Origin of the sequence: Gemmata sp. SH-PL17, assembly GCF_001610855.1 — a bacterium.
Taxonomy (GTDB): Bacteria; Planctomycetota; Planctomycetia; order Gemmatales; family Gemmataceae; genus Gemmata; species Gemmata massiliana.
Genome location: NZ_CP011271.1, coordinates 4,568,017 through 4,580,349, shown reverse-complemented (window position 1 = coordinate 4,580,349; position 12,333 = coordinate 4,568,017). Strand labels below are relative to the sequence as shown.

Sequence of the window (12,333 nt, the reverse complement as noted above, 5' to 3'; positions counted from 1 at the left end):
CGAATCGGCGCTCCATCCCGTGGACGAGCACCGAGCGGCGCGGGGCCGGTTTATAGGTGGAAGATCACTTTCTTGTGCAGCCAGCTCACGACGCCGATGGCCAGTGCGCCGAGCCCAACGGTAAGTCCAATTGCCGAGAGGTACTCGGGACCGAAGTGCGAGACCAACGCGACCGGGTCCGGTGCGAGCAGCGGTTCGCGGATCAGTGTCAGGTACAGGTTCACCGGGTTGATGTCGGCGAGCCAGCTCATCCCGCGGTCGTCCAGGATGTCCCGGCGGTACATGATCGGAGTGAGGAAGAACCCGATCTGCGCGCCCACTTCGAGCAGGTGCGCGGTGTCGTGGAAGAACGCGGTAATGAACGCACCGATGGTGGCCACGGCCCACGCCGCAATAAGTGCGAGCAGTAGCCCCGGGATCGCGACCGCGAGCCCCATGAACGCGCTCGCGTTCCCCCGCCAGATTACGACCAGCGCGACCACTACGGAGAGCGCCATGCACGAGTGGATCGCCTGTCCCAGAACCGTGCGGAGCGTGTAAATCGTGTACGGCATTGGGCTTTGCCGGATGTAAGACTCGTTCATCAGCAGGGCCTTGCTGCCCATCGTGGCCGCGTCGCGCAGGAAGCTCCACACGGCCAGCCCCGCCAGCGCGAACGCCGCGTACTCGACCGGGTTCCCGTTCCCGAACAACTGGCTGAAGACCACCGTGAACACGATGGTCATGGCGATCGGGTTCAGCAGCGACCACCCGATCCCAAGAACCGAGCGCCGGTAGCGCAAGCGCAGGTCCAGTTTGACCAGCGCGAGCAGAAAGTGGCGAGCGGTCCAGAGCGAGGACAGGTGACGGAACATCCGTGATCCCACAGGCGAGCGAAACGACCCTAACGACCCTCGGGCACAGGTTTTTCGGCGGTTCGCGCCCGCGAAAACCCGGTTGCCGATCGGCCCGACAGAGGGTGGAGAGAGTAGCGATCCCGCTCCAGTCTCGCTAGCCCAACTTTCCCGCACACGTCGCGCGATCGCTACAGACTAACTCCCGTTCCCCAATTTTTCACAGTTACGGTAAAGCCGCGGTGCGCGATTGTGTTGGGCGTCCTAGCTATACCGGTAAGCTAAGGGGACACGGTTGTACTCGGTACAGGTGCGGCGATGCGGACGAACGACGTGCTCGAAGGCGATTGCATTCAAGTTCTGGCCGATCTGCCGGCGGGGTGCGCGGACCTCGTGTTCGCCGACCCGCCGTTCAACATCGGCTACCAATACGACGTGTACGACGACCGGCGTGCGAAGGAGGACTACCTCGCGTGGACCGAGAAGTGGCTCGCCGCGTCCGTCCGGGCGCTCGCGCCGCACGGGTCGCTGTTCCTGGCCATCGGCGACGAGTTCGTGGCCGAGCACAAGGTCCGCCTCGACGCACTCGGGCTGACGATGCGCAACTGGATCGTGTGGCACTACACCTTCGGCGTGAACTGTAGCAAGAAGTTCAACCGGAGCCACGCGCACATCCTGTATTACGTGCGCGACCCGAAGAACTATAAATTCTTCCCGGACGCCGTCCGCGTGCCCAGCGCCCGCATGACGACCTACGCGGACCGGCGCGCGAACCCCGTGGGCAAGCTCCCAGACGATACCTGGGTGCTGCGGCCGCAGGAGAGCGACGTTCACTTCCAGTCGGGATCGGACACGTGGCACGTCCCGCGCGTGTGCGGCACCTTCAGCGAGCGCACCGGGCACCCGTGTCAGATGCCCGAAGCGGTGCTGGAACGCATCGTCCGTGTCGCGTCGGAGAAGGGGGACTTGGTGCTCGACCCGTTCGCGGGCAGCGGCACCACGCTCGCGGTCGCCAAGAAACTCGGGCGCCAATACCTCGGCGTCGAACTGTCGGAGCAGTATGCGGACGGCGTGCGCAAGCGGTTGCAAATGGTCGAATTCGCCGAGGGCGTGGCCGACGCACAACCGGTGATGCCGAAGCCTGCCAAGCGCGTGGCTGTGAAGCGATAGCGTGGTCGGTCGAAGTGGGTAGAAAAGAATCAATCGCTGGGTGCTTGAGGCACCCAGCGACCCTGGAGTTGTGCAATCAGACGCGGTCGGGAGCAAAGCCGCGTTACTCGCCTTCGGGACCGGATTTCGACGAACCCGGATCGGAAGTACCCCCGGCGGGTTTGATTTCGCTCGGCTTCGCCGGGGACGCCGTACCCGAGGGTTTCGGCTTGCTCGGTTCGACCGGGCGCGAGAACGGAACCGGCACGTCGGCCGAGGGTTTCGGCTGAGCACCTTCCAATCGCGCGAGCTTCTCGCGGCAATCCTGAAGCCCCTTCTGAAGCTCCTTTAGTGACTCGTCCACTTGCTTGTGCTGCGAGTCGCGGAGGGCCTTGCGCTCCAGGTCCGAGTTCTTGTTCCGGTCCACCTCGCCGGCGAGCTTCTGGAGGTCGTCGCGCATCGACTTCAGATCGGCCGCGGTCGCCACCATTTTCTCTTTAATGGTGTCCAGGCTCGCGATGTCCTTCTTTACGCCTTCCAGAAGTACGACCCGTTCCTTGAGGATTTCGAGGGCCGTGGCGTCCTTCTTCATCGCATCGGCGGAGGTCGCGGCGTCCTTTTTGATGGACTCGATCGTGGCGTTGGTGTCGCGCTTGACGCCGTCCACCGCGGCGGTGTTCGTGCTGATCTTTTCTTTCAGCCCTTCGAGTTCGACTTTCACCGTGTCGATGGCCCGCATCCGCTCGTACTGGGCGGTCACGCGGGTGTTGAACTCGTCCTTCTTCACGAGTTCGGCCCGCGCTTCGCGCTCGTTGCTCAGCGCCGTGCGGAGTTCCGTGATGCTCGACGACATGTTGTTGAAGAGCGTGATCGAGACCAGCGCGACGATACTCAAAATGGTACCGCCGAACACGCGCCAGAAGAGTGAGATCTGTTCTTCTTCCTTTTTGGGCTCCGCGCCCTTTTCCGGTGCCGGTTCGGACGCGGACCGCGTGGACTCGTAGGCCATCATCTCGGTCGTGCGGCTCAGATCGTCCGTGTCCTGCTCGTCCCGCCTCTGAATCACGGCTCCCTCCCACTCTGGCAAACGGCGCCCTCCAGGTTGGCGCCGCGTGATGTGATAACCTGGGTCGGCCGGTATACCGGAGTTCCCCGCCCCCTGCAATCCGACCTGACACGGTTCGGACTGTTGCGGTAACGGGTTCTTGCGCGGGATTTTCGGTCGGGAAACAACCACGCCCGGCGCGAGTGCGCCGGGCGTAACGATTGTGTCGTGGGAACGAGATCAGCCCTTTATCACGCCGACTCTCAGGACCGGGGCCGCTCGTAGCCGGGGCAGGTCAGCGGCCGGGGCCGTCTGCTCGACCGGCAGGATGTTGCGCTTGACGAAACTTCCGTTCTGCTTCTTCTTGGTCTGGTCAATGGGCGTGATCGGGATCACGAGTTCTGCACCGACCAGTACGAGCACGTCGTCGTGGAAGCCTTTGAGGTAGGTTTCGTCGGGCATTTGTCCGTCGCCGGCCACGATCGCCATACCGCCCGCGGCGAGGCGTTTTTGCACTTCGCCCTTGGGGACGAGCTTACCCTTGATGTCGTAAGCGTCGAATTTTACTTCGTTCAGGGGCTTGGGAACGACCTTCGCATCGGTCGTCTGCCCGTCGCCGTAGTAGCCGTTGCCGATGAAGCGCCCGCCCCGAATGCGGATCGCCCGGCCGCCACCGTCCCACATCACTTCGTCGTACCCGTTGTTGTTCGTGGGCTGACTAGTGGTTGGGACGGTAACTGTGCCCTTGTCGTCGGTCGTGAGCATCGTGAGTTGCGGGGCCGGGGTGCTGGGGTACGGCGCACCGCCCCACTGAATGTTCGCGTGCGAGAGGCCGTCGGCGACCATAATCACCGTCTCTGGTGCGACGGACCGGAGCCACGTCTTGCCGATCGGTTTTCCGTCCGAGGAGGCCAGTACGGTCGCGCCCTTTTTCACGCGCGCGGCGGCTTCGTCGGCTGTCAGAGGGGTGCCATCGGCCGTCGTGAACTTGCCGTTGAACTCCGACAGAGACCTGTTGAAGTACTGGTTGTTGACGACGTCGTGTTCGATCTGCTTTTGGACCTGCTGGTTCCCTTCCATCTCGAAGTAGACACTCGTGACGGTCTGCTTGATGGGCACCGTGTAAATCACGCGGACCGTGCCACTCTCGTCGGCTTTCAGCGCCAGCACGCGCGGCGCCGGGCCGGTCGCATTCGGGCCGGAGTCGCGCGGGATCGGTGCGGCCGGGGCGAGCAGTGCCGTCGAGAGCACCAGCGAGGAATACATGTGGTGTGACTCCGTCGTTGAATTGGCGAAACGGCAATCGAAATAAGGATAACCGAGCGAACGGGACTGGTAAAGGAGTTGGTTTGTTGTTCCAAGGCAAAACGCACGTCGGCGGGAGGTATTTCCTCCCGCCGACGTGCGTTTCGTCATTCAGTCATTTGTGCGGTGCCAATTACTTCACCGGCACAGCCGGTACGGGAGCCGGCAAAGCGGGCGCGACCTGGATCTGGATTACGGCGGGCTGGATTTGGATGCCAGGGGCCACCGGTTGGATCTGGATCGGCGGGCGCACGCCGCCTGGCAGCGGTTTACCGGGGAGGGCGCCGCCCATCAGTTCGGGCGAAGCAAGCACGAGCACGTCGTCCTTGAACATCTTCAGGAAGGTCGGGCTGACCGGTTTGCCGTCCGCGGAGACAACCACGGTTCCGCCCTTCACGAGCTTCTTGATCGCCTCTTCGGTATCGAGCTTCTTGCCGTCGGCGGTGGTGACGGTGAGATCCTTCACTTCGCCCAGTTCGACCGACTTCGCGCGGGCGACGACGGGGACCGCGCCGTTCGGGTTGACCGCAGCGCCGGGCGGTTGCAGCTTTTCCGTCCGAGTTACGACGACCATGATCTTGCCGTCTGCGTCGGCCTTCAGTTCGAGAATGCGAGGCGCTGGGCCGGCGGGTACGGGTGGAGCGGGAGCGGGAACCGGGGCCGCGAGAGTCATCGACAGAACCAGCGAAGTCAGCATCGGCAGCACTCCGGGAGAGGGCTTGAGGGTGACCCGCGCGAGTTGCGGGTATTCATATACGACGAGATACCGGCGGCGCGAGTTTGGAGAAATCCCGATTTGTCTCAAGTCTCGTTCGGGATCGTCAGAAATCGAGGCAGAATACGGGTTTGCGTTCGCAAATCAGTGCCCGCTTTCGGTCTCAGGACGGAAGCGTTGGCCGTCACCATCGGGACCACCCGTCCACGGGTCGCCGCGCATGTGGTAACCGCCGTTCTCCAAACTTTCCCAGTATCCGGGCCGGTCTTCTTCCATGAACTCGATTCCGCGGACCCACTTCGCGCTCTTCCAGGTGTACAGCCGTGGAACGACCAGTCGGACCGGGTAACCGTGCTCCGGCGTGAGCGGTTCGCCGTTGTGGTGCGTGGCGAAGAGGCAATCCTCTGCAAAGAAGTCGTCGATCGGCAGGTTCGTGGAGAACCCGTACTCGCTGTGAACCATCACGAACTTCGCACGCGGGGCCAGCGTGATGTGGTTCAGCAACTCGCGGGTGACGACGCCCTCCCACAAATTGTCGAGCTTGCTCCAGCGCGTGACGCAGTGCATGTCCGCGAACACGCGGTGGCGCGGGAGGGCGTTGAATTCGGCCCAGGTGAACTGCTTGATGGCGCCGATGAGCGGAGCGGGGAACAGTGAAAGCGTCCACCTCGCCGGGTCGAATGGCGGGACACTTCCGGCGTGCAGTACCGGCCACTTCTGCGTGAGAACCTGGCGCGGGGGCACGCGGTTCTCGCGCTGAGTATCCGAACTGATGATCGGCTCGTCGGCCATGAGGGGTTCCAAAGATATCTCACGACCAAAGGCACTTCGGGGAACGAGCCTTAAGTCAGCAAATCCCGCACCGTTGCGTCGCTCGCGGTCCGCCCCGGAAGCACCTTTCGGCGAACTTGACTGATAATCGCTTCAGTATTTCAGCCCGTTCTTGCGCACGTGAACCGTGGGCTTGCTGTCGTGGAGCACGGCCCCTGCGGTGACACGGCCGACGATGAGAGTGTGGTCACCGACCGTGAGGCGGTTCGCGACGTGGCATACGAGGTAAGCGTGGGCTGCCAGCAACACGGGCGGGATTCCGCGCTCGCGCGTCACTTCCAGTCCCTCGAAGGCCGGCTCGCCCGACGAGAACCCTTTCCCGAAGTGCGCGACGAGAGCCTTTCCGCCCTCTGGAACGACGTTCAGCACGAATACCGCGCCGTCCTGCAACCAGTCGAGCACGTATCGCTGGTTGTTCACCGCGACCGACACTTGGGGCGGATCGAAGGAGCACTGCTGCACCCAGGACGCGAGCATCCCGGTCTCGTCGTCGCCGTTGCGCGCGGTGAGGACGTACAACCCGCTCGGTACGCGGCCGAGCGCGGCAGCGAGTGACTCGGACGGGTCGGTGGTCGCGTGTGTCATGCGATTCATGCTACCGTTTGAGGGCGAAACCGTCACGCGGTTGATCCCGCGCGCGACCGGAATACCGCCCCCAATACCGTCACATCGTTCTCATGAGTCGTTTTGGTCCGCCAAGAACCGCGAAGTGAAGTGAAAACTCATTGAGACCGCGCGAGGTGCGCGGTCTCAATTGAACTGGCGGATCAGTCCAGTTGGTAGGGGCTGTTTGGATCTTTTTCGTGGCGGATCTCGTCCACGGGTTCCTGTTTGAGCCACCCGGCGTAGAGCTGGTTCGCTGCGTTAAACACCCACCCGTCCTTGTCACCAACGTTCTTGTAGGCGTGAACTACCCCCGGCGGCACGATGAGCGCGAACGGGGTGCTCTCGCCCACCTCGCGCACTTCTTTCGCGCCGAACGTGGGCGAGTCCTTGCGTGCGTCCCACAAGTACACCCGGAAAGTAGACGGCCCGGTGAAGCAGAAGTAGTCGGCCTGGTCGATGTGCTCGTGCGGCCCGCGCGCGACGCCGGGCTTGGTCATCGACACGTAAGCCATGACCGGGTGGAATTGGGGCGGCACGAGGTCGTTGCGGAACAGCTCGACGAGCCACCCGCGCGGGTCGGTGAAGAACTTCAGTGGCACCCACGCGACGTCGTGGATCGGTCCGCGCTCAACGTATTTCGGCAGGGGAACATTCATCGGGTATCCGGGGCTTGGCTACTTCTTCGGTCCCTGCTCGATCTTAGTGATGGCCTCTTCTGCGGCTTGTCCGAGCATTACGAGTGCGTTGAGTTCGGGATCAGCGACTTGCTCTCCGTACCGTGCTCCAGATGTCACAGCGGCTCCCAAACCAGTTACAACTCTCTCACGAAGCGCGGGCAGAGCGGCCCGCGCTTTTACTCCGATTTCACCAAGTTCCCGAGCCGCATCAAACGTGAGAAACGTGGGATCTTTCGGACCCACACTCGCAATCGGCGAGCTGAAATAGACGGACGGGAGCTGCGTCAACAGTTCGGCAAGAACGGGCACGCCGGAAGGGTCTTTCGCACATTTCCACAACAGGATCGCTGCGCGATACCGCGTGTGCGGATTTTCGTCCTTCAAGAGTTTCGACAGCGCGGGTGCGGCAGGTGCTGCCTTGGGGCCGAATTCTGTCAGGCGGTCGAGCACGGCGTGGCGTCCGGAACTTGTTGCGTCCAGCACGTCTGCCAAAAGTGGCACCACGTCTGGCCCTAATTTGCGCAACGGAACCAGATCGAACCCGAACCACGGATTATTATCAGTGAGCTGCTCTATTACAAAGCGCCGAATGGCCGGGATCGCATCCTTAGCAGCGGGACCAATATCGCAGAGTGCTTGGTAAACAGCGTGTCGGCAGTCTAGGGCGGAGTCACCGAGCAGTGGGGTGAGAGCGAGAACCGCGTCTTTCGGTTCCGGGCAAATCGCAACAAGTGCTTCGACGACCTGTGTAGGGGACGTCTTCTTGTTTTTCAACATCTTCAGAAGGATTGGCCGGACATCTTTTGCTGCCGGACCGATCTCTTTCACGATGCTGAGCACTTGCAGCCGGTACGCCTCTGAATGGTCTAAAAGCATCTCGGTGAACGTCGGTAGCGCCGGTGCCGCGTCCGGACCGAACGAGCGCAGCGCTGCAACTGCCGGCAGCCGCTGTTCGGGGGTGTCCCCCTTCAGGAACTGCGAAACCCAGTACCCGAGCGGCTTTCCTTCGTACTTCGGCTCCGGTTTCTTCGCTTTGTTGGCCTTTTCTTCCCCGAACGTGGGCACGGCAACGAGCGCGAAGAGAACGGCGAGAACGGCACGCATGGGCACCTCCGATCGCAGGTCCGTTACAGGCGGACATTGTGAGATTCCTTCGTCAGCGCCGTCAATCGCAACTGTGGACTCCGCGCTCCCTGGCAAACGCGAAGACGTCGGGTGCGACAGCTCGCTGAACCACTGCCGCGAGTTGGGTGTCTATGTGCGCGGGTACTGTGTTGTGGACCTCGTGCTCGATTTGGCGCGCCGTTGACTCGATCTGGCGACCGCGATACCGTTGAGTACGGTCCCCTGTTTTCGAGGATTTCAAACATGCGGCGAATCGTTGTGGCACTCGCAGTGCTCGTGCTTTTGTGTCTCCCCGGTCGCGTGTCGGCACAAGAGCCGCTCGGGTTCCAGATCGTTGATGCGAAAGTCGAGAAGGGCAAGCTCACTTGGAGTGAAGAGAAAGCGGTTCCGGTCGCCAGGGTCGTTGAGGTGACCGTAAACATCAACGGGAAGAACGTGATCGAGAAGCGCACAGTGCTCGAGTACACGACCAGTACCGTGACTCAAGCACACGAACTGAAGAACCTGAATGCTACGGACGTGAAGGGGAAGGCGATCGGTGCCGATAAGCTCGCGGAGTTGCTGAAGGAGCCGACACCAGTTGTGTTGCTGATCGGCCCGCTCGCGGACAAGCACCGCGCGCTCTTCAAGGACAAGACCGTGTTCGTGTTCTTGCCCCTACCTTATGCTGTTCCCGAACCGCCGCCGGCCGATCCAGAGTAGGGCGGAGCGCTTAGAACCTGTTGGTGTCCTGATGTGTCAGTGGCTCGGGTCAGAGGCTCGGGCCACGTTCGGAAGTGTCTAATTCCATCGTCTACATATGAATCTTCGTCTCGATCACTTGTTGGAAGAGTTACGCACGAACGGCGCGGACATCTTGCGTGCCATCGACGCCGACCCCCTCCTCGTGAAACGCCAGTCCGGCGCACTCGTGCTCGCGAACGCGGGCGCGATGCTGTTCACGCCGCAGTTGCCGCACCAGTTGTTTGCGAAGGGTATCGTGTACCGGCGCGATCCGTTCGAGCTGGTGTCGCTGCCGCTCGTGAAGATTTACAACCTTGGTGAGAAGGACGTGTCCGCGGCCGACCTCACGGGGATCGTGGCCGAACCGGGGAACGCCCGACTGCACTTCCTGCGCAAGCTCGACGGGACGCTGCTCCAGCGCTTCCAGCACGACGGGCGAGTGTACTTCACGACGCGCGGGATGATCGAGGGTGGCCCGTGCTACGGCGTCCAGGACGAGGATACTTCCGGTCGTGCAGTGGGGTTCGACTTCCTCGGAACTGCGCGCCGACTCGCGGAGGCAAAGTACCCCGCACTTTGCGAGGCGCGGCCGGAGTTTGAGAACACCACGCTCGTGTTCGAGTTCATTCACCCGGAAACGCGCGTCATCACCAACTACGGTGACCGCGAAGACTTGGTGCTGCTCGCGTGCTTCGACCGCACGGACCACCGCTACCGCACTTACGCCGAGGTGAAAGCACTCGCTACGGCACACGTGCTCGCACACGTCGACGAATTCACGCCTGCGGGGAACAACATCGGCGAGCAGATCGAGAGCCTACTGGCGGCCATCGCGGGAACGGACCAGGAGGGGACGGTTATCACCATCGAGCACGGGCACCGGGTGGTGTACCGCGTGAAGGTGAAGGGGCCGGACTACCTGCGCGTGTTGAAGCTCGTTGTCACCTGCACGTATGACCGAACGGTCGAGATGATCGACGCGCACCCGCACTGGACGAGCTGGGCGGACGTGGCCGCACACCTACGTTCGCTTGGGCGAGAGCAAGTTCCGGAAGAGGTGCTCGATTTCTACCGCGAGCACTACGACGTGTTCGCCGGGTACATCGCGAACTGCGTGCGCCTGCGTGATTGGGCGCAGGTCGTAGGCGCGGACCTCCGTAAAGAGGCCGAGGCCGAGGCCGGACTGGGGAACGACCGGCTCTTGCGGAAGTGCTTTGCGGCGCGGGCTGTGAAACTACCGATGAAGCCGCTTCTGTTCGCCGCGTTCGACGGTCGGCTCGATATCGCCGTTGTGCGCCAAACTGTCCGCACGCCCGACGAAGCAAAAGACGCGGTCGCCACTTTGCCCGGAACGCCCTGAAAAATCAGTCCCGCGCGAACCTGAAACGCCGGTCCCACATCCCTTCTTGCGTACCCGTCCTCGGGGTGTGGTGGATGCACGCGACTCTGCGAAGGTCGCAGACCAGGTTCGATTCCTGGCGGGGACACTGTTCGGGGCGTTAGTGGAGATTACGATGGCGAAGGTCGTGTTCTATCGACAGTGCCGATTAGTCAAGCGCGTTGAAAATGGCGAGTGGGTTCAGGTGTCGTGGATTCCGGAGCCGTATGCAACGACCGGTCGCGTGGTGAAGTTGCGCGAGAACGGCGTGTGGGACGACGGTTGGGTCGTTGCGGGTGCAGGTCAGAACCGGTTGCCAGCGGATCAGGTTCCGGACTTCCACGTGCTGAGCAAAGCGCACTTGCGAGCGACCGGCGACGCCGAAACCGCCCCGAAGGGTTGACAGCCCGAGCAGCAAAAGACGCCGACCGACGGGTCGGGCGGGCGCCTGCAAAGCGTTCGGAGTGGGTTCAACTCCCAACGGCGTCTCTCAATAACAACGGGGCGCGGGACGATTCTTCGTCCCGCGCCCCGTTATCGTTTGCACACGATTACTTCAGCGCGGCGCGCTTCTTACCGATCAGCTCGATCAGCTTCTTGTGCGGGTCGGCGAACTTGGCCAAACCCTCAGACATCAGCGTTTCTTCCATCTTCGCGTTGTCGACCTTCGCGTCGATGTCGGCCAGCACTTCGGCCGGCGGCATCTGGTCGACTTGCCGGGTGAACACGTGCGGCGGGTTGGTCTTCGCGACGGCGTCGTTGGTTTCAGGCGGGTTCGTTTCGATGTCCGACCCGGCGAACGCGGCGACGTACTTCACCGGGTCCGGGTTGGGGTTCTTCGGGGTCTTCTTCGCGCCGGTGCTGGCGAAGATCAATTCTTGCTTCCGGGCCAGGCCCTTGTCGGCCCAGAAGTCCTTGTTCATCTTCCAGATGCGCTTGGCGTTCACAATCCCGACCTGGCCCTGCGCCGCGGGCGAGAGGCTCGAAACGTGATCTTCGGTGTACACGTCCACGCGGCTCACGAAGATGCTGTACACGGTCTTCACGTTCTGCTTGTCGCTGCGGCGCTGGACCCCGCGCCACGCGGCCTGTTGAGCGAGTTTGTACTGACGCTCGCTGAAAATCAGCGTGATGTTGACCGCAACTCCAGACGCGACCAGTTCTTCGATCGCCCCCAAACCGCCCGGCGTGGCGGGAACCTTAATCATGCGGTTCGTGTGCCCAGTGGCCCACTTCTTCCCGAGGCGGATGTACTCTTCCGTCCGCTCCGCGGTGTTCTTCGTCTGGGCCTTATCTTCGAGCAGCGGGTCCAGCTCGAAGCTCACCCAGCCGTCGTCCCCGTTGGTGCTGGCCCACACGTCGGTGAAGACGTCCTGCGCCTGCTTCACCAGTTTGTCGGTCATGGCCCACGCGACGGCCTCGTCGTCGAGGCCCTGGTCGAAGAACGTCTTCATGTCCGCATCGAAGCGGCCGGGCTTGCCCGCGTCCAGGTTCTTCTTGTCTTCGAGCAGCCCGGCGATGATGATCGGGTTCGAGGTCGCGCCCGTGGCGCCCTGCGACCGGTTCAGCTTAATCAGTTCCGGGTCGACGGAATCGAGCCACAATTTGGTGCCGGTGGCGGCGAGTGACTGTAACGGCGTCATGTGAGGTCTCCGGGAGGGTTTGTCGGAGGCAATCTTAAGAATAACGCCCGGGCGAAGAAGGGGTGATTTGGGGGAACCCAACCGCGCGGACCCGTCCGCGCCGACGCCACCGGAACAACATCTCGACTCGATCTTTATTGACAACCGCCCCAGAAACTGTTTCCATCAACTTCCCACCACCGGTGCGCCCTCTTCCGACATTCGCGACCATGAAATACTTGTCACTGATCGCGCTTCTATTGTGCCTCGTTGCTGTGCGCGGCGCAGAACCCGCCCCGATTACCCCTCAAAAGGGAGGGATTG

At 62.3% G+C, this 12,333-nt stretch carries 13 protein-coding genes and 1 tRNA gene; 5 read left to right on the top strand and 9 right to left on the bottom strand.

Features of this window, described 5'->3' with window-relative positions:
* Positions 1 to 50: 50 nt before the first annotated feature.
* Entirely contained in the window at positions 51 to 854 is an 804-nt protein-coding gene (locus VT84_RS18940) for an ABC transporter permease (RefSeq protein ID WP_082840616.1), read from the bottom strand.
* Between the two features lie 297 nt (positions 855 to 1,151).
* On the opposite strand from VT84_RS18940, the gene VT84_RS18935 reads away from it, so the two are divergent.
* A complete protein-coding gene (locus VT84_RS18935; RefSeq protein WP_082840615.1) occupies positions 1,152 to 2,003 on the top strand; it encodes a DNA-methyltransferase in 852 nt (283 codons plus the stop codon).
* A gap of 103 nt (positions 2,004 to 2,106) precedes the next feature.
* Here the strand turns inward: VT84_RS18935 and VT84_RS18930 are convergent, their stop codons facing one another.
* The 7 genes from VT84_RS18930 to VT84_RS18900 all read right to left on the bottom strand — a co-directional run bounded on the left by VT84_RS18930 (position 2,107) and on the right by VT84_RS18900 (position 8,265).
* Positions 2,107 to 3,048: a hypothetical protein gene (locus tag VT84_RS18930; protein WP_082840614.1), complete on the bottom strand. Its 942-nt coding sequence runs from the start codon at positions 3,046 to 3,048 to the stop codon at positions 2,107 to 2,109.
* Between the two features lie 219 nt (positions 3,049 to 3,267).
* The gene (locus VT84_RS18925) at positions 3,268 to 4,293 is read right to left on the bottom strand and encodes a hypothetical protein (RefSeq protein ID WP_082840613.1); all 1,026 of its coding nucleotides are present in this window, start codon (positions 4,291 to 4,293) and stop codon (positions 3,268 to 3,270) included.
* A gap of 172 nt (positions 4,294 to 4,465) precedes the next feature.
* The gene (locus tag VT84_RS18920) at positions 4,466 to 5,029 is read right to left on the bottom strand and encodes a hypothetical protein (protein WP_082840612.1); all 564 of its coding nucleotides are present in this window, start codon (positions 5,027 to 5,029) and stop codon (positions 4,466 to 4,468) included.
* Between the two features lie 162 nt (positions 5,030 to 5,191).
* A complete protein-coding gene (locus VT84_RS18915; protein WP_082840611.1) occupies positions 5,192 to 5,839 on the bottom strand; it encodes a sulfite oxidase-like oxidoreductase in 648 nt (215 codons plus the stop codon).
* 132 nt (positions 5,840 to 5,971) lie between these two features.
* Positions 5,972 to 6,472 (bottom strand): flavin reductase family protein, encoded by a 501-nt coding sequence (locus VT84_RS18910; protein WP_082840610.1) that lies wholly within the window; start codon positions 6,470 to 6,472, stop codon positions 5,972 to 5,974.
* Between the two features lie 173 nt (positions 6,473 to 6,645).
* Positions 6,646 to 7,140: a dTDP-4-dehydrorhamnose 3,5-epimerase family protein gene (locus VT84_RS18905; RefSeq protein WP_082840609.1), complete on the bottom strand. Its 495-nt coding sequence runs from the start codon at positions 7,138 to 7,140 to the stop codon at positions 6,646 to 6,648.
* A gap of 18 nt (positions 7,141 to 7,158) precedes the next feature.
* The gene (locus tag VT84_RS18900; RefSeq protein WP_082840608.1) at positions 7,159 to 8,265 is read right to left on the bottom strand and encodes a HEAT repeat domain-containing protein; all 1,107 of its coding nucleotides are present in this window, start codon (positions 8,263 to 8,265) and stop codon (positions 7,159 to 7,161) included.
* 264 nt (positions 8,266 to 8,529) lie between these two features.
* Here VT84_RS18900 and VT84_RS18895 point away from each other — a divergent pair, with 264 nt between their 5' ends.
* The 4 genes from VT84_RS18895 to VT84_RS38670 all read left to right on the top strand — a co-directional run bounded on the left by VT84_RS18895 (position 8,530) and on the right by VT84_RS38670 (position 10,876).
* The gene (locus VT84_RS18895; RefSeq protein ID WP_082840607.1) at positions 8,530 to 8,988 is read left to right on the top strand and encodes a hypothetical protein; all 459 of its coding nucleotides are present in this window, start codon (positions 8,530 to 8,532) and stop codon (positions 8,986 to 8,988) included.
* A 97-nt stretch (positions 8,989 to 9,085) separates the two neighbouring features.
* Positions 9,086 to 10,369: an RNA ligase gene (locus VT84_RS18890; protein WP_082840606.1), complete on the top strand. Its 1,284-nt coding sequence runs from the start codon at positions 9,086 to 9,088 to the stop codon at positions 10,367 to 10,369.
* 154 nt (positions 10,370 to 10,523) lie between these two features.
* Positions 10,524 to 10,790 carry a hypothetical protein gene (locus tag VT84_RS38675; protein ID WP_197909571.1) on the top strand — a complete coding sequence of 89 codons (267 nt, stop codon included), beginning with the start codon at positions 10,524 to 10,526 and terminating at the stop codon, positions 10,788 to 10,790.
* Between the two features lie 17 nt (positions 10,791 to 10,807).
* Positions 10,808 to 10,876: transfer RNA gene (locus VT84_RS38670), tRNA-Cys, on the top strand.
* A 62-nt stretch (positions 10,877 to 10,938) separates the two neighbouring features.
* Here VT84_RS38670 and VT84_RS18880 read toward each other — a convergent pair.
* Positions 10,939 to 12,030, bottom strand: coding sequence for a transaldolase family protein (locus tag VT84_RS18880; protein WP_082840605.1), 1,092 nt, complete (start codon positions 12,028 to 12,030; stop codon positions 10,939 to 10,941).
* Between the last annotated feature and the right edge of the window lie 303 nt (positions 12,031 to 12,333).

What these genes read in the sequence shown, in the direction of transcription:
- VT84_RS18940 (WP_082840616.1), bottom strand. Translation starts at nt 854, where the DNA reads ATGTTCCGTCACCTGTCCTCGCTCTGGACCGCTCGCCACTTTCTGCTC.
- VT84_RS18935 (WP_082840615.1), top strand. Translation starts at nt 1,152, where the DNA reads ATGCGGACGAACGACGTGCTCGAAGGCGATTGCATTCAAGTTCTGGCC.
- VT84_RS18925 (WP_082840613.1), bottom strand. Translation starts at nt 4,293, where the DNA reads ATGTATTCCTCGCTGGTGCTCTCGACGGCACTGCTCGCCCCGGCCGCA.
- VT84_RS18920 (WP_082840612.1), bottom strand. Translation starts at nt 5,029, where the DNA reads ATGCTGACTTCGCTGGTTCTGTCGATGACTCTCGCGGCCCCGGTTCCC.
- VT84_RS18915 (WP_082840611.1), bottom strand. Translation starts at nt 5,839, where the DNA reads ATGGCCGACGAGCCGATCATCAGTTCGGATACTCAGCGCGAGAACCGC.
- VT84_RS18910 (WP_082840610.1), bottom strand. Translation starts at nt 6,472, where the DNA reads ATGAATCGCATGACACACGCGACCACCGACCCGTCCGAGTCACTCGCT.
- VT84_RS18905 (WP_082840609.1), bottom strand. Translation starts at nt 7,140, where the DNA reads ATGAATGTTCCCCTGCCGAAATACGTTGAGCGCGGACCGATCCACGAC.
- VT84_RS18900 (WP_082840608.1), bottom strand. Translation starts at nt 8,265, where the DNA reads ATGCGTGCCGTTCTCGCCGTTCTCTTCGCGCTCGTTGCCGTGCCCACG.
- VT84_RS18895 (WP_082840607.1), top strand. Translation starts at nt 8,530, where the DNA reads ATGCGGCGAATCGTTGTGGCACTCGCAGTGCTCGTGCTTTTGTGTCTC.
- VT84_RS18890 (WP_082840606.1), top strand. Translation starts at nt 9,086, where the DNA reads ATGAATCTTCGTCTCGATCACTTGTTGGAAGAGTTACGCACGAACGGC.
- VT84_RS38675 (WP_197909571.1), top strand. Translation starts at nt 10,524, where the DNA reads ATGGCGAAGGTCGTGTTCTATCGACAGTGCCGATTAGTCAAGCGCGTT.
- VT84_RS18880 (WP_082840605.1), bottom strand. Translation starts at nt 12,030, where the DNA reads ATGACGCCGTTACAGTCACTCGCCGCCACCGGCACCAAATTGTGGCTC.